At 35.3% G+C, this 23,968-nt stretch carries 23 protein-coding genes and 1 pseudogene; 22 read left to right on the plus strand and 2 right to left on the minus strand.

What is annotated here, in order from left to right:
- Positions 1-309 (plus strand): annotated as a pseudogene (locus tag IPH52_05370) (ATP-binding protein).
- A 135-nt stretch (positions 310-444) separates the two neighbouring features.
- Positions 445-717: a TIGR04454 family lipoprotein gene (locus IPH52_05375; protein MBK7054471.1), complete on the plus strand. Its 273-nt coding sequence runs from the start codon at positions 445-447 to the stop codon at positions 715-717.
- A 148-nt stretch (positions 718-865) separates the two neighbouring features.
- On the opposite strand, the gene IPH52_05380 is transcribed toward IPH52_05375, so the two are convergent.
- Positions 866-1,174 carry a hypothetical protein gene (locus tag IPH52_05380; protein ID MBK7054472.1) on the minus strand — a complete coding sequence of 103 codons (309 nt, stop codon included), beginning with the start codon at positions 1,172-1,174 and terminating at the stop codon, positions 866-868.
- 1,896 nt (positions 1,175-3,070) lie between these two features.
- Here IPH52_05380 and IPH52_05385 point away from each other — a divergent pair.
- The 10 genes from IPH52_05385 to IPH52_05430 all read left to right on the plus strand — a co-directional run bounded on the left by IPH52_05385 (position 3,071) and on the right by IPH52_05430 (position 12,942).
- Positions 3,071-4,441, plus strand: coding sequence for a PAS domain-containing protein (locus IPH52_05385; protein ID MBK7054473.1), 1,371 nt, complete (start codon positions 3,071-3,073; stop codon positions 4,439-4,441).
- 355 nt (positions 4,442-4,796) lie between these two features.
- On the plus strand, positions 4,797-5,702 hold the full coding sequence (locus IPH52_05390; protein ID MBK7054474.1) for an SDR family NAD(P)-dependent oxidoreductase: 906 nt from the start codon (positions 4,797-4,799) through the stop codon (positions 5,700-5,702).
- A 246-nt stretch (positions 5,703-5,948) separates the two neighbouring features.
- Entirely contained in the window at positions 5,949-6,431 is a 483-nt protein-coding gene (locus IPH52_05395; protein ID MBK7054475.1) for a hypothetical protein, read from the plus strand.
- Positions 6,432-6,835: 404 nt separating this feature from the next.
- Complete coding sequence (locus IPH52_05400) at positions 6,836-7,231, plus strand: hypothetical protein (protein MBK7054476.1); 396 nt, start codon at positions 6,836-6,838, stop codon at positions 7,229-7,231.
- Between the two features lie 198 nt (positions 7,232-7,429).
- On the plus strand, positions 7,430-7,999 hold the full coding sequence (locus IPH52_05405; protein MBK7054477.1) for a Uma2 family endonuclease: 570 nt from the start codon (positions 7,430-7,432) through the stop codon (positions 7,997-7,999).
- 24 nt (positions 8,000-8,023) lie between these two features.
- Positions 8,024-9,568 (plus strand): hypothetical protein, encoded by a 1,545-nt coding sequence (locus IPH52_05410; protein MBK7054478.1) that lies wholly within the window; start codon positions 8,024-8,026, stop codon positions 9,566-9,568.
- A 4-nt stretch (positions 9,569-9,572) separates the two neighbouring features.
- Entirely contained in the window at positions 9,573-10,772 is a 1,200-nt protein-coding gene (locus IPH52_05415; protein MBK7054479.1) for a hypothetical protein, read from the plus strand.
- A 10-nt stretch (positions 10,773-10,782) separates the two neighbouring features.
- On the plus strand, positions 10,783-11,475 hold the full coding sequence (locus IPH52_05420) for an SDR family oxidoreductase (protein ID MBK7054480.1): 693 nt from the start codon (positions 10,783-10,785) through the stop codon (positions 11,473-11,475).
- On the plus strand, positions 11,475-12,203 hold the full coding sequence (locus IPH52_05425; protein MBK7054481.1) for an SOS response-associated peptidase: 729 nt from the start codon (positions 11,475-11,477) through the stop codon (positions 12,201-12,203). Before IPH52_05420 ends, IPH52_05425 begins: the two co-directional genes overlap by 1 nt.
- A gap of 31 nt (positions 12,204-12,234) precedes the next feature.
- Positions 12,235-12,942 carry a hypothetical protein gene (locus tag IPH52_05430; GenBank protein MBK7054482.1) on the plus strand — a complete coding sequence of 236 codons (708 nt, stop codon included), beginning with the start codon at positions 12,235-12,237 and terminating at the stop codon, positions 12,940-12,942.
- A gap of 5 nt (positions 12,943-12,947) precedes the next feature.
- Here the strand turns inward: IPH52_05430 and IPH52_05435 are convergent, their stop codons facing one another.
- Positions 12,948-13,604, minus strand: a complete 657-nt coding sequence (locus IPH52_05435) for a hypothetical protein (GenBank protein MBK7054483.1) — start codon at positions 13,602-13,604, stop codon at positions 12,948-12,950.
- A gap of 101 nt (positions 13,605-13,705) precedes the next feature.
- On the opposite strand from IPH52_05435, the gene IPH52_05440 reads away from it, so the two are divergent.
- The 10 genes from IPH52_05440 (at position 13,706) to IPH52_05485 (ending at position 23,894) form a co-directional block, all read left to right on the plus strand.
- Positions 13,706-15,241, plus strand: a complete 1,536-nt coding sequence (locus IPH52_05440) for a peptidase M30 (protein ID MBK7054484.1) — start codon at positions 13,706-13,708, stop codon at positions 15,239-15,241.
- A 200-nt stretch (positions 15,242-15,441) separates the two neighbouring features.
- Entirely contained in the window at positions 15,442-15,930 is a 489-nt protein-coding gene (locus IPH52_05445) for a hypothetical protein (protein MBK7054485.1), read from the plus strand.
- Positions 15,931-16,029: 99 nt separating this feature from the next.
- The gene (locus IPH52_05450; GenBank protein MBK7054486.1) at positions 16,030-17,484 is read left to right on the plus strand and encodes a hypothetical protein; all 1,455 of its coding nucleotides are present in this window, start codon (positions 16,030-16,032) and stop codon (positions 17,482-17,484) included.
- Between the two features lie 62 nt (positions 17,485-17,546).
- The gene (locus tag IPH52_05455) at positions 17,547-18,422 is read left to right on the plus strand and encodes a hypothetical protein (GenBank protein ID MBK7054487.1); all 876 of its coding nucleotides are present in this window, start codon (positions 17,547-17,549) and stop codon (positions 18,420-18,422) included.
- A gap of 137 nt (positions 18,423-18,559) precedes the next feature.
- Positions 18,560-19,123, plus strand: coding sequence for a YceI family protein (locus tag IPH52_05460; protein MBK7054488.1), 564 nt, complete (start codon positions 18,560-18,562; stop codon positions 19,121-19,123).
- A gap of 178 nt (positions 19,124-19,301) precedes the next feature.
- Positions 19,302-19,715, plus strand: coding sequence for a hypothetical protein (locus tag IPH52_05465; protein ID MBK7054489.1), 414 nt, complete (start codon positions 19,302-19,304; stop codon positions 19,713-19,715).
- 32 nt (positions 19,716-19,747) lie between these two features.
- Positions 19,748-20,365 carry a YceI family protein gene (locus tag IPH52_05470; protein ID MBK7054490.1) on the plus strand — a complete coding sequence of 206 codons (618 nt, stop codon included), beginning with the start codon at positions 19,748-19,750 and terminating at the stop codon, positions 20,363-20,365.
- 28 nt (positions 20,366-20,393) lie between these two features.
- Positions 20,394-20,987 (plus strand): YceI family protein, encoded by a 594-nt coding sequence (locus tag IPH52_05475; GenBank protein MBK7054491.1) that lies wholly within the window; start codon positions 20,394-20,396, stop codon positions 20,985-20,987.
- 350 nt (positions 20,988-21,337) lie between these two features.
- Positions 21,338-22,291, plus strand: coding sequence for a hypothetical protein (locus IPH52_05480; protein ID MBK7054492.1), 954 nt, complete (start codon positions 21,338-21,340; stop codon positions 22,289-22,291).
- A 13-nt stretch (positions 22,292-22,304) separates the two neighbouring features.
- Positions 22,305-23,894, plus strand: a complete 1,590-nt coding sequence (locus IPH52_05485) for a hypothetical protein (protein MBK7054493.1) — start codon at positions 22,305-22,307, stop codon at positions 23,892-23,894.
- Positions 23,895-23,968 lie beyond the last annotated feature (74 nt).

Here is a 23,968-nt window from a genome sequence, read left to right on the forward strand (position 1 = left end):
TAAAGAAGAACTCTGGAAAATTTACGAGCTAGAAAATTGGAAGAAGTTCCTAAACGAATTTTGGTTTAGCATTATCATAGATGAAACTTTAGACAATGCAGTCGAGCATGGAGGTAGACGTTTTGACGACGAAGTGACTGTGCAAGTATTTGAAACCAGTAAATTTTTAGATGTCTATGTGATTGATAGTGGCAAAGGTTTTGAGCCAGAATTAATTCCTGATCCCGCTAGACCGGATCGCATTCATGTTCCAACCGGTCGAGGAATTCATATCATGAAAAATTATTTCAGGTCAATTGGAACTTTTAGGCAATGAAATACGAGTTCGAATTTCCCAAAATCCCGCCGACAACCCCGAAGAAGGTTAAAAAAAAGAACAAACGGTTTTCATTGAGCCTAGCAAAGATATTTTGAGTAAAAAAACCATTGAAGGAATCAAATCGAATGAAAAAAATATTAGTTATCGCTATGTTACTCGGAGCATCTATCGTGTTTTCTAATTGCGGCAAAGAAGCTGTAAGCGCTGCTGAATGCGAGGCAATCGTCAACCAAATGTTTACCAATTTAGCAAAAGAGCTAAAGCCTGAAGAAGCAGAAAAAGTAAAAGCTATGGAAGGAACTCTCAAAGCTGGCGTTATAAAAGAATGCACCTCCGGAAAATACAATCTAGGATTGCTTGAAAGCTGCAACCAACATCGCTGCTTTACAAACTTGTAAAAATAAATTTTAAGTATCATTTCGAACACCGCCTGTCGGCAGAATTTGCAGTTAAGAAACAGGCGGTGTGAGAAATCTATTTTGCAATAGAACGATAGGATTAAGCAAAATAGACCTCTCACGATGAAGCTGTTCGAGGTGACAGAATTCACTTCAACACATAAAACCCTTTCTCATCCGTGTAGCAACCGTGTTCGCGGTAAGGTCCGCCTTCTTTCATAAATAGAATTCTTTGCGCATAACGCTCTCTTTTTTTCATACATCGTAAACACACATCAAAGCGAATTGCCCATTCACATTCTTCTGGTCGAAAAATTGGAAACACTCTAAGTAGGGGCTTAGATTCTTCTTCGCTAGAAAATTCCTGCCCAAAAAGAGAGAATCCGAAGAGGATTAGAAAAATCGAAATGCCGATTCTTTTGCCACAGGGATATGGATTCGCGGACGACTTACAAATACGATTTTGATTATTATTGCGCATAATTATAAAAAAAATATATCCCCATTTTCACAAATCACTTTTTCAAGATCAATACTATATACTCAAGCCAGATTATAATTGTCACAGGTTGATGAACGATTTAGTTTGTATTGCTTATCCCCTCGTTGCAGTTCCTATTGCGGTTTAAATTGCAGTTCATCTTTAGTTACGGAATTTTTAGAGTATAGATGAACTGATACATGAACTGCAAGATGGACTGCAAGATGGACTGCAATAAGGTGTGACCTAACCCCGGATTCTGCTGCTCTTGTGGAATACTCAGAAGTATCCCCTTCCCTAATTCGCTTCGCAGGGCAGGGGACTTTATTTTTGCATGGATACCCATGCGAAGAGTATTGCGTCACGCTCTGGCTGTAGTAGATTTGCATGACTTTATCGTTGCTGTTGAATGAGATTGACAAGTTTTAAAACTAGGTTTTCTGCTTACTTTGAGGGATATTGGCGCTACGTCGGATCTTTACTTTGAGAGTGGACAAATTTATCCCGTTTAAATAAACCTTATTAGGAAAGAGACGCAATCGATATTCCTTTGAAGCGTTAAAGCTTGTAGAATTTGAATGGGAGAGAATGATGGGAGAAGTTGGATGCAAATAAGAAATTCAACACACAGCCTCATAACTTTAGTAGCTATTAATGAAACTAATTTTATTATCGTAACACTATAGCTTCTACTTTTTTTTCACCTATGGTAACGTGATTACATTCAATGGAATGCTGTAGGTTGTGATCCTTCTTATGAAAGATTTGACAAATGTATCGCCAAGAAAATCAAAGCAAATATGCAAGAAAGTAGAAAGACTCCTAGTTACTGAAAAGTAAAAATGCATACATCTATCTGAAAATACCTATGTTAGGCGATGAGTATTTGGAATATGATAATAAAGATCTAGAGTATAATTTAGAGCCTGATAAAAGAAAAGAAAGAGCTATACCAATCTATATTGAGCTTAACGCTAATTTGCTAAATTAAGAAAAACGAGAGAGAAAATATCGATAGCTCCAAAATTGCAAAGAACAAATTATTGCAGAGTATTTAATAGCACAATTACCGAAAAAGGGTTATTTAGTGTTTTTCCTCAGAGAATTTATTCTTTGCACTGGCCTTTAAAAGGGTTAAAGTTATATTGTATTTGACTATGTAATTGATTTAATATTTTATAAAGAATTTCGCTCCAAGATAAAGGGTCTCATTATTGTCCTGGTCAAGAAGAAAACGCTTTTGACGAATTCATGCACCGGGGCTTAAAAACAGAAGTCAACTTTAAACCGGGGGGAATCTATCAAATAGAAATTAAATCTAATCCAATTTCAGGTATTTCTAGTAAATCATATTCCGCATGGGCGAGGGTTGCATCTGAAAGAATGAACACCGTCCCCGGCTTCACCATCACTCAAAGAACTACCGCCTAATACTAAGTTTGCGTTCGATGGAAAGGATGATGTTGGTAAGACGTATGAACAAGTGAAGAAGGAATTTATTTTATATGATAAAGACGCGGAGCAAGGTAAGTAATGGTTAATTGTTAATGAACAATGATGAATGGAAGATAGCAAGAAACTGCAAACCAAAAGGCTAATGGGAAATAGAACGAATAATCGTAGTTACCCAGAAATTTTACCCCGTTTAGTTCATGACATCTTTTTATGAAAGAGACACAATCCGATTTTGCTATACCCATTCTCAAAAGTAAATTCCGAATTAAAATTTGGATACTCTGCTTTTGAGAATGGGGAATACCCCTTTGTAGAAAAATAGTGGATGAACTTAGATTAAAAAAGTATCATTTGTATATTTTTATATTAAACTAGACAAAGGAAAGAAATATGCTATCATGCATATAGTCTAAGCCCATGAAAAATATTTTCAACGAATCCTTTTTCACAAAAAATCCTATCCCGATGTGGGTATATGATTTAGCTACATTACAATTTTTAGAAGTCAATGAAGCGGCAACTATTGTATACGGTTACAGCAGGGAAGAATTTTTATCTATGACTATCAAAGATATTCGTCCTTCCGAAGATTTACCAGCTCTACTGAAGGTTGCGAATGTGGATAATGAAGGTTATGCTGACACAGGAGTTTGGAGACATCTAAAGAAAAATGGAGAGTTACTGTATGTCAATATCTCAGGTCAAGTTATCGAATTTCAAGGAAGAAAGTCAGAACTTATTTTATCTATCGACCAAACAGAGAGAGTAAATGTTTTTAAGCAATCAAGTTTAAATGAAAGCAAACTCAATAGCATTTTAAATTCGATTAGAGATATTATTTGGTCTAGTGACCCAAATAGCTATGAGATTTTTTTTGTGAACAAAAATGTTTTTGATTTATATGGATATGATGCAGAAGATTTTTATAAAAATCCAAATCTTTGGAATGAATGTATTTTTGAAGAAGATAGGCAGAAGGTAATGGATGCTTTTACTAAAATAAAAGAAATTGGTTTTTTTGAAGAGGAATATCGAATTATAACTAAGGATAAAAAAATTAAATGGGTGAAAGACAAGGCTTGGTTAGTAAGAGACAATCTGAAATCTGAAATAATTCGCATAGATGGAATAAGTCGAGATATTACCGAAGAGAAAAATAATTTAGAACAGATAAGAGAACTTTCCGAAAAAGCAATTAAGCAAAATGCATTTTTAAGAGAGATCGCATACATTAATTCTCATAAACTACGAGGTCCTTTAGTTTCTATCTTAGCTGGATTGGAACTTCTTCAAGAAGGTGCAGATTTAGAAAGTATAATTTTAAAAATTAAAAAATCTGGAGAAGAATTGGATCAAGTAATTAGAAGCTCTCTTGATTTTTTACCTGAATCAGAAGACAATATTTTTATTAATCCAATTCCTACGAATAAAAAAATTCAAACAATTTTTTGTATTGATGATGATACATTACAATTAATGGTAAATAGAAGAATATTTAATTTATTAAATTCAGAGATTCAACTTTTGACATTTGAAGATCCAAAAGATGCGTTTACTTCTATTCATGCGCACTATCCTGAACTAATCTTTTTAGATTTAAATATGCCAGAAATGAACGGCTGGGATTTTTTGGATGCTATGAAAAAAGACCGATTGAATATTGATGTGTATATTTTAACTTCTTCTGTTGATCCGTATGATAAGAAAAAAGCGGAAACCTATGAAAACATTAAAGGCTTTTTGTCAAAACCTCTTTCGCTTCAGGTATTAAAGAATATAATATTCTAATTTATAAATTCCACGAAGTTCCCGGGGGAATTGTTCAAGCAAATATAAAAATTTCCAATCAAAAAAATATTTCATCCAAAAAAAGCTTGCAGTTAAATTGGGTTTTTGTGGCTAATTAAGATTAAACTATAATTTTAATTAGGAAAGAAATTTCCCCCTCTTACTTCATAACACCTTATTATGAAAGAGACGCAATCCGATTTTGCTTTAGGCTTTTAACTTTGTGGGATAGGAGGAGATAGAATTATCGAGAAGTTGAGTGAAGATTACTAGAAAGAGAAATTTTAAATATGTAGTTGCAATTATTTTAGGGTTTAAACCAATTTAACACTAGAAAAGGATCATTTTAAAAGCAATGAAAACCATCATCATCACAGGAGCCAATTCTGGAATCGGGAAAAAAACTTTTCTAAAGTTTATCTTAGATGGACATCATGTAATTCTAGGTTGTCGCAATCAAGAATCAGCACAATTTGTTATATCAGAGGCATCTAAGGAAATTCCTGGTTTGGAAGGAAGAGTTACCTCCATACATCTAGATTTAGAAAGCTTTGCGTCTGTCCGCAATTTTGCTAGAATAATTAGAGAAAAATTTTCCCAAATCGATCTTTTAATACATAATGCAGGTGCATTCAATCATGGAATAAAATCTTTCCAGAAGACTCAAGATGGTTTTGAACTTACTTATCAGGTAAATGTTCTTAGCCCATATTTACTAAACCGGGAACTTTATGAAGTATTAGAAAAATCTCCCAAACCACAGATCATCTATGCATCCACAACGAATATTAAATATTTTTTGATCCCAAAAAGAAAAGTAAATCTGAAAGATATGACTCCACACAATGAGCCTTACAATTCTTACAAAATGTATGGAGATTCAAAGATTTGCCAGCTTGCGATGATGTTTTCGGAATCTGAAAAACATCCAAACATCCAAATGAATTCTGTACTTATTCCTGCTGTAAAAATTGATCCCAAAAGTCGGAAGAAACTTTCTCTTTTTTTTAGAGTGCTTGCTGTATTACAATCTCCCTTTTCGATCCCACAAGAAATTATCGCAGATTGCTACTTTTTTCTTTCAGAATCCAATCTTAACAAAATTCTTATCAACTCGAAAAAAGAGATTGTGAAACCTGTTGATTATGCAAACTCAATAGGAGAGCATTATACAAATTTATTCACCGATAAACACTATCCTAACTATTGCCACAATGAAGATTTGAAAAAGGAATTACTGAATGTATTGGATAGGATTTAAGTATTCGTTTACAATCATGAGTTTCATTTCATGTCCGCAGTCGGGGCATTGAGCTATTTTATATAAATCTGAGCAGGAGTCAGAAGATTGGGATTCTATGCGATTACCTAAAATTAATTCCAAGCCTATCCAGTAATATAGAAAATAGATATTTCAAAAAACTTGACATATATAGGTAATAAATTACCTATTAATTCAAAGAGAGGAATCATGGAATTTTTATTTCCTGATTGTTGAGTTTAAAGTATGAATCAATTCCAAAATCTAATAGAGCAAATTCTAATCGCAAAATCAAATGTTCAACATCGTCCTTTTATCCTTGGGATCAGCGGGATAGATGCCTCCGGAAAAGGTTATATCAGTAAATTGATTCAAAAAGAATTGATTCGACTGGGTCATTCGGTGCATTTGGAAAACTTAGACGGATGGTTGCAATTGCCTGAAATTCGATTTTCTAAAATTGAGCCAGCTTCCGTTTTTTATCAAAATGGATTTAGGTGGAATGAATTAAAAGAAGAGATTCTAGAGCCATACTTAAAGAATCAGCCTTTAAATTTTACAATGAATTATTTGGAGGAAACATGGACTCATTTTGAAAAAAAAGAGATTTCTATTCATCCGGTAGATTTTTTTATTTTAGAAGGAATATTTCTATTTCAAGAATTATTATTTCCTATGTTTTCATTGACAATTTTGGATAGATTGTTCCTTTCAGACTGCAATCAATAGAGCAATCAATCGCAATCAGGAAGGATTAAAGGAAGAAGATATTATAAAATGCTTATAATACTATTTTTTTTCCTGCACAGGAGATTCATTTCAAAAGGATCATCCGAAAGAAAAAAGCGAGCATGATCTATGCCAACGACGTTTAAATATTTTCCGTTTCTATAAAGTTACTCTGATCTGTCACTTTTAAATGTCTACAGTGGTATTTAAGCTTTTAACTTTGTGGGATAGAAGGAGATAGATTTATCGAGAAGTTGGATGCAATTCACTAGAAAGACAAATTCCTAGAAAGTTAATTATTTAGTTGACTTATTAAACTAAATTAAATAATCTTCTATAGATGGAAAAGAAAACTCCTCATTATGATTTGAATTTAGTCAAAGACGATATTAGGAAAGGCAATTATGGCAAAAGATAAAAAATGGGTAGATTGTCCTTCGTGTGGGGCTGTTGGAACTATGAAATTTACCAATAAGAGAACGTTCGAAGTAAAGCATAAAGAGTTAGGAGAAATCAAGCTAAATAAATTAAGCGGATATTTCTGTAAGAAATGCGATGACGGCTTCTTTTCTATCAAATCAGAAAATACAATCGAAGCTCATCTCGCAGAATTGCAAGCAAGAAAAGATGCGGACAAAGTCAAAGCATCTGATTTGATTTTAGTAGAAGACCTCGCCCGTAAATGGAAGAAGACTAAACAATACATTCACAAACTAATGAACGAGGGAAAAATTCATTACGTTTACATAGGCAAATTAAGATTTCCTCTCAAAGAAGAATTGAATCGAAGTGGAATTTAAAAAAAAGAAAATAACTCTACAATGACCTTCAAAGTATCTCTATACTAGCGGCAGGGATCGACTGGTGTCCCAATTTTCATCGGGACAAGAAGGAGAGCCCGTTTGATACTTCTGAGTATCAAGCCGCCCAAGCAAATATGTGGTAATCTTTAAAAATTTCTTTCTTGACTTTACGCCTTGAAATTTCAAGGTAAAGCCATGAGTTTCGCAATACAAGAACGTCAGGCATTCTTCGAGAAAGCAGTCCCTATTAGTGTTGAGGCTTATCATTTTTTGTATAAGCAGGGTCTTATTTCGGAAAAGACAGAACTCTTAGAAGGAGTAGTGATAGAAAAAAGACATAAGGATCCGATTCATGCAAATCTTGTGACTCTACTGGCTTCGTTTCTTTATGAAGCAATTAAGAATGAATACCAACTCAGACAAGAGAATCCTATCAATACAGGCTTCTCAGAGCCAGAGCCTGATATCGCAATTGTTCCGAAAGGAGATTACTCCAACGCTCATCCAACAGAAGCCTTGCTTGTAATTGAAGTGGCTAATTCCTCTATTGCGCTTGATAGAGCCAAAGCATCCATTTACGCAAAAGCGAATATTCCCGAATACATCATCGCTAATTTACAAAATAAAATTCTGGAAGTTTACTCAAATCCTGTAGATGGAAAGTATTCTTTTACTAAAATTTTACAGACGGACGAAAGATTTATTTCGACTAACGTTTCGAATATTTCTTTTTCTTTAAATGATTTTCTTTCTTCAAATTCATGATTCAATTGGAAATGTTTTAACATCTTGGCACCGCAAAATTTAAAATCAAAAATTATTCTTTCAATCGTAGCATTTTGCTCCTTACTAATTTTTCTAGATTGGTTTGTATTCTCCTTCCTGTTTCTAAAAGTTCCAAACGAACTAGAATGGGATACTTCGCCCTGGTATAATTTCTTACAGAAAAAAGAAAATCTAAATTTCACAAAGGACAAAAAGGGAGTGCTTGTTACAGGGAGTTCTGTCGCGTTATATTCCTATTTGCCGCAGAGGGTAGATGAAGAGTTGGAAAAGTCAGGTGTAAAAATTCATTCTGATTTTTTTGGTCATGTCGCCATGTCGCCAACAGATTTGTATTATTATGCAGACGAAATGATTTCTAAAAAACCGGACTTGATTTTATATCTTATCAATCCGGGTGATTTGCAAATGGATCATTTTCCGAAAGTAGGGGACAGCTTTGGCGAGTATTCAGAAGAGGTTAGGATTCATGCCTATGCCGCTCGTCATCCGGTTAAGTTTTATTATCCGCTCCAATTTCTATTCGATCATTTCTCTTCTCTGAAAAAAGCAGAAATTCTTCCCCTTCTAACTAAAACTATGCTCTATGTAAATCGGTATCGTAGTTTTCTATTTGATCCGATTGATGCTTATTTGGAACGTCATACGCGAAGTGGAACTAGTTATCATAATTATACAGGTGCGACTCTAACTCCAATCCAATGGAGAAAGGGCTGGACAGATCAAAAATTCCAAGTCTCCTGTGAACTAAAAGCAAAGTCCCAATTTAGTGAAACTGTATTTATTCCTGAAAAAGATACAGAGGTTATTATTTCAAATGGCGCAAAAGAATTGTATAAAAATTCCTTTTCCAAAACAGGTTGGCAGAAAATTCAATTTCAGATTCCAGAAAAGTTGCAAGCGGATAAGATTGACTTAGCGTTTCAAATTGGAAAAACTATAAGTGCAAAGACTATAGACAAAAAACTTTACGGTAGAGAATACTTCTACGGGATTCGTCTTCCGCAAAATTTTTGTAAGCAAACTATCGAGAGGGATATTTCTTTTACCCGCATTGATAGCAAGGACGATCAAGTATTGCAAGAAATGACCGACTCGGAATACGCACAAGATTACTTTGAGAAAATGTATAAAGACGCAGATAAATATGCGGATAGTCAGCGGAAAATACCCGTTCGCCCCGAAGTGCAACGTCTCTATCATCTTCATCTAGTAAAAGAATTTCTAAATAAGAAAGGTCGCTATCGTTGGTCGGAATTTGCGATGCTAGAAAAAGCTGCTGCAAAATTTAAACAAGCGAATATCCCTTTTGTCATTGTGAATAATCCTGAGAATCCGCTCGAATTAAATCTATACAAAGAAAGTGAGTGGTATAAAGACTATTTGCATTTTTATTCAGAGCTTTCCAATCATTCAGTAAAATTTTACGATCACAAAGAATCAGTGCCGGAAGTGCAAGATTTTATTGACTCACACCACTTGACCTATAGAGGCTCCGAGCAGATGATTCCAATCTATTCAACTATCATAAAGGAAAATACAACAAGGTAATCCTATGAGCAAAATTATTTCCATTCTTGAAAAGTCTTACATCAGATACTCGCTGTTTGCCTTAGTCTATATAGTAGTGACAACATCTCTCTGGAAAAAATACAATTACAATCCAACTTCTATGATTAATTTCGGAATGGAATTTGCTATTCAAAACAAAGAGAAGATGCCAGATGGAGCAGTGGTGATTATGGGAAGCAAAGACGATCTCGGAGCAGGCTATGATGGACAGATATTTTATTTTTATTCCAGAACCATTTCTGAATTAAACATGAACTGGCCTAAAGGCTTTGATGAAAGCTATCGCGCTCCTCGCATTGGCTATCCATTGTTAGTCGGAATCATTGGATTTTTGGGCAAGACCGCGTCAGTCTATGGAATGTATTTTGTAAATCTTTCCTTGTTTCTTCTTTCTTATATACTTCTTCGAAGAATTTTAGATGAAGATAAAAAGATATTCTCTTTATTTTACTTGCTTTCTCCTTTTTCTCTTGGCAGTTACGCTGTATTAGTAAGTGATTCTGTGATGGTTTCTCTTGTAATCATTGCTTATTATTTTTACTTGGAAGAGGAAAATCTATATTTTGTGCTAGTGGCAAGTCTTGCTATTCTTTGCAAGGAGCCAGCTCTATTTTTATTTTTCCCGCTTGGAGTAAAGGCAATATTAGAAAAAAGAGTTCCGAAAGCACTTCTAATAGTCTCCGTGTTAGCCATCCCGATTATGTGGCATGTATATTTGAAAGTGACTTTTCCAAATTGGAAAGCAACAAGGCTAATAGATTTTATCCTCCCGTTAGAAGGAATTATTACTTACTCAAAATCCATCCTTGCCTCCGTTGGAACTACAACGGATTACAAAGAGTTGGCGCGATTGCTTTCCAGATTTCCGCTATTGGTTTTGCTTGTTACAGGAATTGCAATTTTATTTACAGGAAATATTAAGCGAGGAATTGAATTTCGTTTAGGGATTGCGCTTGTATTTTTCATGGTATCGACGGCTAGTTTTTATCATTTCTGGTCAGTCTATGAAAATGTTTCGAGGATGTTTACACTAAGCATTCCTCTTTTTATTTTATTGAAAAACGAAGAGGAAGACACAAAGACAGGCTCTTATTTTTTTCTAACAATTATCATATTGATTTTGTTTCTAGTAAAAGTAATTGCAATTCAAAAAGCGCAGGGTTATACAATCTGGGGCATGTAAAGGTTTTCGCATGACCGCAAAAAAAGTATTGGTCGTTGGAGCAGGCTCTGGAATTGGAGAAGCGTTATTCGCCACATTAAATAAAAATTCAGAGCAAGATGTGTTTGGAATTTCTAGAAGAGGAATATCTACCTGGGCGAAAATAAAATCTGGTTTCAATTATAAATGTGATGTTACGAATGAGACTGAAATTATTTCTTTTGCTGAGTTTTATAAGAATTCTTTTGATGCGATAGACGCCATCTACCTTTGTCAGGGGGATGGTTTATTCGGAGAGCTTTCTTCTTTAACAAAAGACAAAATTGAATCACATTTTTCCTTGAATATAACTTCTTCTTTTCTGATTTTACAAAACTTTTTCTCTCTATTAAAACGTTCCGATAAGAATCCATTTGTCTGTTTTCTATCTTCCACAGCGGGTAAGATTGGTTTTCCTGAATCGACAGCTTACTGTGCATCTAAACATGCTGTAGCCGGACTTGCAAAATCACTTCGAGAAGAATGGAAAAAAGACCAAATACGGGTATTCACTGTTTACCCCGGGGCAATTAGCACTCCGATTTGGGATGGTCGAGACGGATTTGATACAAAGGATATGATTTCTCCGAAAGACTTTGCTGAGTATTTGAAATCTTTTTTATCTATACCTGCATCTATCAACGTGGAAGAATCTTATATTCTACCAATGAAGGGAATCTTATAATGTGTAGTCGATTTAGTCTAAAATCTAAAATGCAAGAATTACAAGAACAGTTCCAAACTCATAATATAATTGAAGACATGGACTTTAAAGATGAATTTCTCCCAACTGACCGGATACTTGTGATTTGGCGGAATACTGAGATTGATCAGAATGAAATGAAGCTTATGCGATGGGGATTGATTCCAAATTTTGTAAAAGATTTTGAACAGATTAAAAAGTATTCTCTCTTTAATGCGCGCTCGGAAACTCTTGAAGAGAAGCCAGCGTTTAGAACTTTACTTGATTCAAACCGATGTCTTATTCCTGTTGATATTTTCTATGAATTTAAGGCAGAAGGAAAAGTTAAAGACAAATACGCATTTACCCTACACCCCGAGTCCACATTTGCCATGGCAGGATTATGGGATAAATGGAAAAATCCAAAAACAAAAGAAGAAATTTTCTCTTGCACAATCATTACCACAGTTGCAAATGAAGTCGTTCGACCAATTCACGAAAACAATCGAATGCCGGTTGTGCTAGAGAGAGATTCTTATATGGATTGGTTAGACCCTCAAATTAAATTTTCAAACTGGAGAGATCTAATGAATCCATTTGATTCGAATAAGATGAAATCAGAAAAAGTCGCAAGAGCGGATAAGCAAAGTTTATCGCAAGTAGATAAAATCAAAATTTCTAATGAATCCAAGTTTGAAGATAACCAACCTTCTCTCTTTGGTTCTAAATGAAATATTTTGAACGAAAAATTAATTGATAAAAATGAAAACAGAAACAACAAAGAGCATCATTCAATTCCTTGTATTGTGCCTGACATTCTGTGCTCCTAGAATTTATAAGGAGCAACCAGGATTTGTTCCGATTAAAGATATTTCAGGAAACCAGGTTGAATACTTTCCAGAAAAAGCCAAGTATCTTGGTTTCAAAGAAAATTTTTCACCGAATCTAAGTCAGTTATCACAATTTACAAATTTAGAATCTCTCGAAATATCTTCGCCTGAATGCAAAGATATTTCTGAGATAGCAAAATTGAAAAGCCTTCAATTTCTAAATCTAAGTGGAACTTCCGTTTCTTCTTTGCAGCCGATTGCAGAGTTATCAAATTTGCATTCTTTAATTTTGAATGATGTGGCTATTTCTGATTTAACGCTAATTTATAATTTAAAAAAAATCAGAAGACTATCCCTCGCGCGATCTGCCATTCGTGACATAACATTTGCGAAACAATTCTCAGAATTAAGACATTTGGATATTCGAAATACGTTTGTAACCGAGCTAAATGAAATCAGCAGTGCAAAGAAATTAATCGACTTATACATTGGTGGCACAAAGATTCAAACACTTAAGCCACTCGCAACGCTAAAAGATCTAACTTTCTTAGAAATCGACGATACGTCTATTGAGGAGCAAGAAATTTCTGATTTAAGGAAAGCATTGCCCTATCTCAAAATTGTCAGACGAGGACGATAGGGGCTTCACTCAAAAAAATCGGAAGCCTTCGGATTCTGGATAGAAATCATGTCCCCTATCCGAATGAATTCGCTCGAATCAAGGCTTCCTGTCGAATCCACAGTCTCCAAAACGCCGACCGGTTTACCATTTAGAGAAGCAGTTGCTCCTTTCTTTGCATACTTCATTCTTAGGCTCCAAGCTTGAACTATTTTTTTTTCTTCGGAGACGATAATTGCGTCTATCGTATTTTCGGAGCGACTTTTTCCTTGTCTTAAGCTGACTGATTCAGAAATGCCAATGGATGGGCTAATAATGATTCCCTGCTCATTTTTGGTTAGTTGGAATTTCAGGTGATCGCAATCAAATCCTTGCAATAAAATCCATCTTTGTCCGAGGTGCTTTGCCGCAAAAACTGTGCACATCTCCGGAAAGAAAAACACTTTTCCATCTTTGTCTTCTAATACACCTAAGACTCTTGTCTCTTCCCATTTTCTTTCTTCGTTGTAAGATAGCTTTGCAAAAATAAATTTCTTATCCTGAACAAGCAATTGCAGAAATTCATACCCTTTACGAAAATCCTTTTTCTCTGAGAACCAAGTTCCATTGGGCAAAAAAGATTCTTCTGGCATTATATTGTGAATGGCGAGTAAAAAGATGATAGCCGCTTTTTTAAATTGCATTTGGTAATTCCATTGTTTTCATTTGTCTAAGTTTAAGAGTGAATATAAGCAACAATTTGTAAATCATTTGACAAACAAAATCCAAGGAATTACTTCAACCTATGAACTCAGTAAGCCGTTACTCTAGATTCTTTACCCTACCCCTACTTTTTTTAAGTTTAATTTCTTGTTATCAATCAAACGGACAATCAAAGTCCCAGAAGAATGCATTGAGTTTGATGTCACTGAAATATGTTCTAGATTCACAGAACTCTGGATGCACCGCAAACAATGGAGGTTTTTGGGTTCGCAACCTGCTTGTCAAATCCCAAACAACATATTGTATTTATTCTAGACTAGTTGCATCGTCGGCTAATATGGATTTATATGTTGAAAATTCTTTAGCGACTAATCTAAATTATGCGAGTGTAGTGTCGGCGTTCGAGACAAATATTTTACCAATAGAAAAGGATGCCTATGGAGTCTCCTCTGATGTAAACGGAGACAAAAAAGTCACTGTCCTTATTTTAGATATTAAAGAAGGGGCAACGACTACTTCAGGATTCATTGCAGGTTATGTAGATCCAATTAATTTTTATGCGGATGACCCTTCTAGTCTAATTCGGTCAAACCAAAGAGAAATTCTTTTTATGGATGGAGTGGAGCTTTTGCGTTTGCGTGATAAGGATTTGGCTAGCGGCAAACCCGATACATTTCTCTCCACTCTCGCACATGAATTTCAACATTTAATTCGATTTCAATATACACAAGCCGGGACAGACGATACTTGGATTGATGAAGGGACAAGTGAGGTTACTAGTGATTTGACTGGATATGGTCCTCAAACAGCAAGGCTCAGTTGTTTCAAGGGTGACGCTGCTAGTTCTAGTTCTTGTAGTGGTGGCATAGGTAGCACAAGCTATGGAACTCCATCTTTATTTAATTGGACGAGTAGCCTAAAAAATTATGCATTTGCTTATAGCTTTATGAAATATGTTTATGAAAGTTCGGGGAAAACAACGGCTACCCGCAATCAATTCTTTCAGCAGACAATGCAGGGGATAAATGGAACTAGAGCGAATAATGCGTATAATCTCATGACAATTTTTATGAGTTCGAGTAATTATGACTCTAGCATTCTAACTTCAGATAATAAAACTGCATTTAAACGATTGTTTGCATCTTTTTTAGGACAATCAGTCGGTTATAATCTGCAAAATGTATACTTTGGAAATACGAGTGCTGTTAATATTAATTCTGTGCTAACTACATATGAGTTTTCTTCTACTCTAAAAGCACTGGCGACTTCTCCTTTTACGGGGATTAATACTACTTCATTCAATCTAATGCCTTCTCAGGTTACTCGTGTTACTAAGTCTACTACCGGTTTAACTTCTGCGGCAAATGATTTTGTAATTGTTAGCAATGGAGCAAGTGGGGCTAATACGGAATTTGTGATATTTAATGGTGACAATATAGGCTCTAAGTCAAACGTTTCTTCCGGCACAGCCTCCGTGCAAGACTTATTAGAATATCCCGAGCTCGAATTGAATACAGGGGCAAATATCATTTGTCCGAATGCTCACTTAAATCAAGTTCACCAAATAGAAAAATCTAAAATGAATTTAAAGCTTTATAACTATAAGGATAACAATTAACCCTTGTGGATAATCAGAATTACTCTTTGTAACCTTGTCTTGCTGGCAACAATCGCTCTTTCCGCGCAAGAGAACTATACTATTCTCAACCGCGCGGCGGAAATTTATCAGAGAGAAAAAAGAGAGATAAAAATTATAGGGTTCGCCAAGAAGTAATTTCAAAAATAAAAGAACCATCAGGAACAGTAATAGAAAAAAGAATGCAAGCAGGGTATTTTCTTGCACCGGAGGAATTTATTTTTGTGTGCAAAGAAATTGAAGTCAATGGGATAAAACAGATATTAACTAAGCCGCTAATTGAGCGCTCAAGCAAAAAAGAAATCGACTGGCTTACTCGCGAAGGAATGGCTTCTCATTCTTTTCAAACTATTTCCTCCGATTCAAAGACTGTAAAGTATCTTGTGAGTCCTTCTAAAATTCAGTCCGGCTATTTCAGGGGTCAGCTTTGGTTGAGTTCACAGACAGCTCGGATTGTTAAAATTTTAAAAGAGCCAATCATCAAAAAGAGAGAGATGATGAAATATTCTTTGGAATTGAGCTTTGAAAAAGAATTTACCTATCAAATGCCTACTCAGACTCTTTTGGCGGCGGTTTTTCAGGTAAATAATCGAATCACTGAAGTGCAAATCGAGGCAAATTTCGCAGATTATAAATTCAACCAAGACTTATCCCAAGAACTACCCAAATGAATTTCTTTGCTTAGTTTATGCTTGCAAAATATACTGTTTTTAAACACATAGATAGATATTGCTAACAGGTTCGTTTTCCTAGAAATATAATACACAATCATGAATCAATTCTTACAAAATTTTATACCTATAGGGGACACAGGAAGTATTTGTTACTTATTAGACTGCCTCAAAGACTTTGATTCCAAAGATGCTAATCTTATTGAAGCGAGACTCAAGGAATTTAAGTCAAAGAAAATGAACCGGCTTATTTTACTTAAATCTCTTACTAAAAAAATGGAATATGATTCCATTGCTAGCACTCTAACATCTAGTGGCTTTTCAATTTCCACCTACTCATCTAATTTAGAACTCAAAAGACAAATAGAATTATTTGAGCGACTCATTGATTCAAATACAAAAGGGAATGTTGGGATTTTGTTTTACGGGATTTCTCCTGCCCTCATTGATTTGACGATGAAACTTCTTTTATATGTGGATAATACTGCTTCGCCGGAAGAGATTTATTTCTACCTTACGAATGAAGAGCCAAATAGTTTTGCCTTGACAGAGCTAAAAAACTTTCAAGACTTCTTGGAAACAGATCCATATTTAATCACCAAACCCGATCGTTCCGAGTTCAAAAGACTTTCCCCAAAATTATTACTTCCAATTGAAACCAAATCGGCATTATCCGCTGAAGAGCCAGCTTCTATTACGGCATTTACGTTAAACCTTAGTTCTTTAAAAATTCCATCATTGGACGATCAGCCCCTACTCACTGAGAGTGAAGCAATGAATTTCAATCTGGATTCACTAGTTGAGGCTGATTTTAAAAAAGAAGAATCTCCCGAAGAGCATTACGAGAACATAAAGGAAACAGAGAAAAGAGAAGTAGACGATAGTCTTTCTTTAGATGTAGATCTTTCTGAAGAAATTGATTATATTAGCTCACTAGAAAGTCTAGCGGTTCCGAGCGTTGACAAAATTCCTGTTGTCAATATTGATACAATTCCATTGGATATTCCTGATTTGCCCAAAACAACTTCTCCGACTATTGATTATAAAGTAAAAGAATATCTAGACTTCGATGCAATTATAAATGAAGAAATTGAACAGGAAATTTTAGATGGAGGAATGGATGCAGACTTCGCATTAGATTTTAATGATATCATCTCGGAAGAAAAAAAAGATGAGTTTTCTATGCACGATGATACTTCCATTCGGCTAGATCCTGCTGAGCTAGGGGCTACAGTTGATTTGTCGTTCCCCCCTCCTTTACAAGACTTAGAAGACCTTCTAGATGAAGAGATGGAGTTAGATCACGAAAAATCAGGCCCGCAGGATGAACCAGTTGATCCGAGTCAAACTTTTATGGCAAAGAGAATTAATGATGTAATTCGAAAGGAAGTTTTAAACGAAGACTCAAAAGGAAAAATTCCAGTCTCCAATCTAGTCAAAGTTGATACAGAAACTACGGAAGCTGTTAAGACAAAGACAAATCCAACGATTCCCAAAATTTCAAATCCAAAAATATCTAGCCCGAAATTTAACCCTATTGCGCTTGACGATTAATTCCAAGTTCATTTATTTTTTTGTTGATTTGAATTGCCATTCAGTAAGACGCTTGAATCAATATGAATCCGAAAGTATTAGTAAAACTTTTTACTCCGCCACAGATCGTAATTAACTATGTAAAGGAGAGCATGGCAATTGCTCATAAAAATTTTCTATTGACTACGCTAGTAAGTCTTTTATTTACACTCCTTCTTTCTGTTACTTACTTTTCGATGATTTTTCTTGTGTTTATGATTGCTTATGAAAGAGAAACACAAAATATGCTGCTCGGATATCTTTCCCTGCCGATTGTTTCTTTTTTTGTTTGTGGGTTTATACGGTTTTACCTCCGACTCGTTCGGGGGCTCACAGTAAGTCTTAAGATTTTATTTCTAGGTCATAAACGTTATTTTCAAATTCTAATTTTACTCGCCGCCTACTACTCTCTTTATATTTTACTTTTCAAAATTGCATTTTTCATAAAAGACTACGACAAGATTATGCAAATTCGAATTCTGCTAGGCGTTGTTTTATTCTTTTGGACAATAGCCAGATTGATTTTTGCTCCTTTTTTTGTGATCGATGCTGATTATAATGCGAGGCAGGCGATGAAGGCTTCTTTTCTATTGACAAGCGGGAAGACATTTAAAACTTTCAGCCTACTTTTTATCTCTGTAGTTTTTTTAATCGGGGGATTAATTTTTAATATCGCACTCTCTTTTGTTGTTCATGAAATTTTATTTGTATTGCAAAGCTTTTCGATTTATCAAATAGGGATACCAATCATTATCCTCGGTTCTGCTTATCCGTTTTCGCTTATCATCATTGCATTTGTTGTTAGCTATGATATCAATCTCAAAAATAAATATTCTCGTCGCAAACACTTGATTACCCAAGCCGCAGTAATAGTGAAAAGAAAATTGGAAGACACTAATATTTTCGAAGCTACAAAATAACGCTTGACGATTCAAATTAGAAATTTCTATCTGACCTATACATCATCGCTACTTAGAAAACGATTTAAATTTTAAAACATCAAAATAAAATTACATATTGTTATTTCGACGATGATGACTAGAGGAGAAGTAATCATATGAAGAAATTTAAAATAATCTCATTGCTTGTAGTTCTACTATTTTCTGCAATGAGCCTAATTCAGGCAGTAGAGGTTTCTGAGAGTAAACTCAAATTGACTTCAGGCAAAATTCTGTTTGTTCTTGTAAAAACAGAATGGGATGTTGCAGCAAAAATGTCTGGTGTAGCAGACGAGTTTTACGGCTCTGTAGACGTTGCATCAAAGAAAGTCAGTATTTTTGCTTCTATAAAGCATGACAACTTTTATCTTACTGGTGCATACAAGTATGCAAATGATCTAATGCATGAAGGTTATCTAGAGTCGGAGACTTATCATACTGCTAATTTCGACGGTATGATAACTGAGCATGATAAGACGTCAGGCGATATAAAGGTCGTTGGTAAGATGCAAATCCATGGAGTTACTAAAGACAGTGTAGAAATTATAGGAAAATTAAAGAAGAGTGGCAAAGGTTATTTATTCACATCTAGTTTTAAGATAAATCCTAAAGATTACAAAATGGATCCCCCAAAAATCAAAGAAGTCGATGTAAGCGTTAAATTCGAATTAACCGCAAATTAATACTTACCACTATATAAACCCGTATGATATAGGCTAGCGAATACGGGTTCGAATTAATGTGGATGACATATATCATAAATGATAGTCATCGGATTTATTTTTTCAAATTGACATCCCTAAATAGAAAGCAAATTGTTGGTTAAAAATAAATTGAGCAAATAAAACAAGAAGGATAATAGTGAAACTAAACCATTTACCAATTCTATTCATCATACTTTTCACAGGAGTCATCACTTGCACTGACAAGAAATACTCTGACATTGAAAAGGACATTGCTACAAAGGGGATTCTCCTGCAAATCGCTACAAATAACAATACACCTGGAGTTGACTGTTCGAGTGCCGCCACTTCTTTTTCAGCGTTAGGCGCCGCAGGACTCAATACGCAATGCGGTAGTTGCCATGCTACAGGTGCTCAGAAGTCTATTGTTGATACGAGTAGTTATACCTCTGTGAAGACGAAGGTTACGGCAGGTATTCCAACTGCTAGCGTATTTTATACTTCAATTAACAGCGGGTCTATGTCTACCTACACAAACACGGCTCTTACAAAAGCAGTGTATTGTTGGATAAAAGCAGGAGCTTTAGAGTGAGAAATAAATTTTATTTCTCAAAGGAGGATACATTGAAGAAATATAAAATACTTTTACATACAATCGGTATAATTCTTTTGGTCGCGTATAGTGGATTATCCGCTACAGCACTACCCGAAGGAAAGCTAAAAGTTGAATCAGGCAAAATGCATTTTACATTAGTCAAGACCAGTTCATCTGGCTACGATCCTGATATGACTGAATTTTCAAGCATGACAGGACTTGCCAATCAACTATCCGGTTCTGTAGACTTGAAAGAAAAAACATTCGATATGACGATGGATGTTAATCTAGAAAGTTTCAGCCTTAGCGGTAAATTCAAATTTGCTAACAATAGAATGCATGAAACTCATCTCGAATCTTTTAAATTTGCTACAGCGAATTACAAAGGTAAAATCGTTTCCTACGATCCTGCAACCGGTATTGCAAAAGTGAACGGAAAAATGACTTCTCATGGAGTTACAAAGGATAATTTTTCTATAGAAGGCAAAGTAGTTCCTTCTAAAATCACAAAAGGCAACTTTTCATTAACCGCAGACTTTAAAGTTAATTTGAAAGACTTTGGTATCGAAGTTCCAAAGACAAAGCTTACAAATGTCAGCGAGATAGTAAAATTGAAAATTAAAATTGAATTGAGAACAGAAAAATAAGAACGTTGAATTCATGAGGAGAATTATAATGGGAAAAAAAATAAAATTTTTTAGAATAGTCGGTTTAGTAGTATTTTTGGCATTTAGCTCGTTATCCGCAGAACCTATCACAGAAAATAAACTAAAAGTAGAATCAGGCAAAATGCTTTTTACATTGATCAAAACAATGGCTGGATCTGATTCGAAAATGGTCGGACTTGCGAAACAAGTTTCCGGTAGTGTTGATATGAAAGCAAAGACTTTTGATTTTACAATGGACATTACTCTTGATAGTTTTGCTTTAGATGGGCAATACAAATTTGCCAATGATAGAATGCATGAAACATATCTCGAATCTGTAAAGTTTGCAACAGCAAATTATAAAGGTACAATCGTTTCCTATGATCCTGCTAGCGGTAAAGCGAAAGTAACCGGTAAAATGACAATTCACGGAACAACTAAAGACAGTGTTGAAATTGAAGGCGTTGTTACTCCATCAGAATCAGGAAGTGGATACCTATTAACCGCTGGATTTAAAGTAAATCTAAATGACTATAAAATTGCAGTTCCAGATATTAAGCTTGCTAAAGTTAGCGAAATCGTAGAGCTTAAAATTAAACTGGAGCTAAAGAGCGCAAAATGAAAAAGATAATCCTGTTATTAATTTTAATATCATTCACTTTTGTGACTGCACAGGATAACAAAAAGAAACCTGTTGATGCTAAGAAGACTGCGAAAGAAGCTAAGTCCCCTAAAGAAGCAAAAGATGCATCCGCAAAAGAGCCTGCGCCGGTAGAGAATACCACTGAGACTATTGCACCTTCAGATGTAAAGACTACGGAAGCGGCTAAAGAGAGTTTACCTGTTGAGCCAACCAAATCAGCAAAAGAGGAAGTCAAGGTTCCAGAGCAAACTCCAGAGCCAGAAGTTGCACCGCCTACAGGAAAGACTGTTGCTGCTCCCCCCGCTTTCAAAGGTCCTAACTTAATTCATATGCCAACTGCACAACCATTGCAGAAAGATATTTTGAATTTTAGTTTTAATCATAGATTTGGAGATGCAAAAGCTACTCAGTATGATTTTTTTGGATTGGATAAAGGGGCTAACACACAGTTATCTCTTGACTATGGCTTAACTGACAAACTCTCTTTAGGATTTTCAAGAGTGAATGCGTTTAAAACGTATGAAGCTAGATCGAAGTATTTTATTATGCCTCAAACGAATTCATTCCCAGTTTCAATTGCAATATTCGGATCTGTTGGAGTTGAAACTGAAAAACAAACTGCAAACATGGGACCTTATATTTTACCGCCTAGCAGTGGTTATCCGGTAGTAGACGAAGCTTTAAAAAAGAAATTGAACTCCTATGAGCTGACTTATTCTGATAGGACTAGTTACTTGGGCTCAGTTTTAATCTCAAGACGTTTTGGAGAAAGATTTTCCTTGCAGGTATCACCTATGTTTGTTCACAGAAATTTTGTGAAGCCAGGTCTTTCTAATGATCGATATGGTCTAGATATTGGTGGAAAAATTCAAATCAACAAATCCATTTCTTTTTTATTTGAAACAATGCTGTCAAATAAAAGAGATTATATTGGTGAGAATTATGCAGCCGTTGATTTAGCGGGCTATGGCAGCACTACGAATTTAACAGCAACACAGATTAATTCAAGTTACAATAAGAGTAGTGATTTAGCGTATGTATATTTGAGAAACGTGTATTTTGATAAACCAGTTCAGCACTACTCTATTCCTTTGAGCTTAGGTCTAAGTTATGAGTCAGGTGGTCACATCTACAATGTGTTTGTGACAAACAGTAGAGCCTTAGCGCATACTCAGTTACTCCGCGGTGCTGATTATGATTATCGAAATAGAGAATGGACAATTGGTTTTAATATCAATCGATTCTTTTCATTTGCCAAAGAAGTTTCAGAGGATAATTTTTAAACAAGGAGACATTATGAAAAATTTATTACTCATATTTTTATTTTTAAGTATTGGTTGTGGTCAAACTCCATTGGAGAAAGACAAAGAAAAGGGGGTAATGGCAAATATCCTCGTGCCAACGGCTAATTTTTTTAGAACAACCTCAACACCAAGTGATGATGCAACAGCAGCGGCAAATCATGCGACTAAATTGGCTTATATAAAGTCATTGCCTCTATATGACGTTTCAGCCAAAACCGCAGCAGAATTAAAAGTATTAAGCTTAGATGGAATTGTGGAGAGTGCTGAAGTTCCTACTGATGGGAAACCATCTATAAAGTTTTACGTTGCAACAAAGGCAACAAGTTCACTGCCAGCTAGCAGGTTGGTGGGATTCGGTTGGACAACAAAAGCAACAACAGTTCCTAGTGGAACAACAAGATTTGCTTCAAACTTAACAACTGTAAGTAATATAAACTTTACAATTGCAAAGTATGTGGAAGGCACAAATGGCAGTCCTGGAAAATGGGTGAATTATATAGTCACTACTCCCGAAGTAACGGCAGGAAGTGATGGAACAACCACCTATACTAGAAGTCGTGCTTTTTCACTGCCAACAAATGACAATGAAGGCTCCATTACTGAGGACAAAGTAGAAGGTTCTTACACTTATAAATTTTCTAGAAATATCATTACCTCTAAGGACTTTATAAAGTCTACCTATGGAGAAACAAGAACAACTGCATATACTAAGACAAAAACTTTGTCTGCGGTATCTTCAACGAAACAAGCAAATCTTGGTGATCTAACCTACAATGCAAGTCTTCCTCATAGAGTAATAGTGTATTTAGGCACCGGAAATGTCAGAGGAACTAGCACAAATAATACAAACGGAACAGATACTGCTACTGGAGTTACCACCGTAAACTTTGATGATGGCGAAACATTAGCCTATGATTTCATTCCTGAAACAAAGGCAATTAAAGCATTGCAAAGAGATATTACAAACACGGAAACCTGTAATCGTTGCCATCAAAAAGCATCCGCTACGACAACTACAGGTATTACTGCTCGTGGTTTAATTTTTCATGGCTCTGGTGGACGAAATGATGTTAAACATTGCGTTATGTGCCATACTGATCAGTTGAGGGCAGGAAGTGATGTCAATGTGATTGCAGATACTACTACAGGGCTCTACTCGGCTCCAACGCCAGCAGAGTATTATGTGCTAGATGGATACAATGTTGTTGACTTTCCAGTAATGGTTCACAAATTTCATATGAGCACAGGGTTGACAAAAGGTGGAAATTATTATGCTATTGATTCTGGCTATAATTTTAAAACAAAGGCCGCTGCATTCATTTCTCTGGCAGATGCAAAACTTTGCTACAATTGCCACACAACAAATAAATCTGCTGTAAATGAAGATAACTGGAAAACAAAACCTTCTATCGCTGCTTGCGGAAGCTGCCACGATGGAGTTAATTTTGCTAATGGTTTGATGTTTAAGAGTTTAAAGACATCTAATAAAGACGTTACCCACGGCGGTGGAAAGCAAACTGACGATAGCAAATGTGCAGGATGCCATACTGTTTCTGATGTAATCAGTAAGCACGGTTTATAATACTTTTAAACAGATGTGGTATAATGAAATTTACCGCATCTGTTTTCCTTTTTATCTCCTCTAACAATTCAGAG

The sequence above is a fragment of the Leptospiraceae bacterium genome (assembly GCA_016708435.1).
Classification (GTDB): Bacteria; Spirochaetota; Leptospiria; order Leptospirales; family Leptospiraceae; genus UBA2033.

Coding starts and splice junctions, on each gene's coding strand:
- IPH52_05415 (MBK7054479.1), top strand. CDS start 9,573: ATGAGCAAAATTATTTCCATTCTTGAAAAGTCTTACATCAGATACTCG.
- IPH52_05485 (MBK7054493.1), top strand. CDS start 22,305: ATGAAAAATTTATTACTCATATTTTTATTTTTAAGTATTGGTTGTGGT.
- IPH52_05425 (MBK7054481.1), top strand. CDS start 11,475: ATGTGTAGTCGATTTAGTCTAAAATCTAAAATGCAAGAATTACAAGAA.
- IPH52_05480 (MBK7054492.1), top strand. CDS start 21,338: ATGCCAACTGCACAACCATTGCAGAAAGATATTTTGAATTTTAGTTTT.
- IPH52_05460 (MBK7054488.1), top strand. CDS start 18,560: ATGAAGAAATTTAAAATAATCTCATTGCTTGTAGTTCTACTATTTTCT.
- IPH52_05390 (MBK7054474.1), top strand. CDS start 4,797: ATGAAAACCATCATCATCACAGGAGCCAATTCTGGAATCGGGAAAAAA.
- IPH52_05375 (MBK7054471.1), top strand. CDS start 445: ATGAAAAAAATATTAGTTATCGCTATGTTACTCGGAGCATCTATCGTG.
- IPH52_05435 (MBK7054483.1), bottom strand. CDS start 13,604: ATGCAATTTAAAAAAGCGGCTATCATCTTTTTACTCGCCATTCACAAT.
- IPH52_05400 (MBK7054476.1), top strand. CDS start 6,836: ATGGCAAAAGATAAAAAATGGGTAGATTGTCCTTCGTGTGGGGCTGTT.
- IPH52_05445 (MBK7054485.1), top strand. CDS start 15,442: ATGCAAGCAGGGTATTTTCTTGCACCGGAGGAATTTATTTTTGTGTGC.
- IPH52_05440 (MBK7054484.1), top strand. CDS start 13,706: ATGAACTCAGTAAGCCGTTACTCTAGATTCTTTACCCTACCCCTACTT.
- IPH52_05405 (MBK7054477.1), top strand. CDS start 7,430: ATGAGTTTCGCAATACAAGAACGTCAGGCATTCTTCGAGAAAGCAGTC.
- IPH52_05450 (MBK7054486.1), top strand. CDS start 16,030: ATGAATCAATTCTTACAAAATTTTATACCTATAGGGGACACAGGAAGT.
- IPH52_05385 (MBK7054473.1), top strand. CDS start 3,071: ATGAAAAATATTTTCAACGAATCCTTTTTCACAAAAAATCCTATCCCG.
- IPH52_05430 (MBK7054482.1), top strand. CDS start 12,235: ATGAAAACAGAAACAACAAAGAGCATCATTCAATTCCTTGTATTGTGC.
- IPH52_05455 (MBK7054487.1), top strand. CDS start 17,547: ATGAATCCGAAAGTATTAGTAAAACTTTTTACTCCGCCACAGATCGTA.
- IPH52_05420 (MBK7054480.1), top strand. CDS start 10,783: ATGACCGCAAAAAAAGTATTGGTCGTTGGAGCAGGCTCTGGAATTGGA.
- IPH52_05475 (MBK7054491.1), top strand. CDS start 20,394: ATGGGAAAAAAAATAAAATTTTTTAGAATAGTCGGTTTAGTAGTATTT.
- IPH52_05395 (MBK7054475.1), top strand. CDS start 5,949: ATGAATCAATTCCAAAATCTAATAGAGCAAATTCTAATCGCAAAATCA.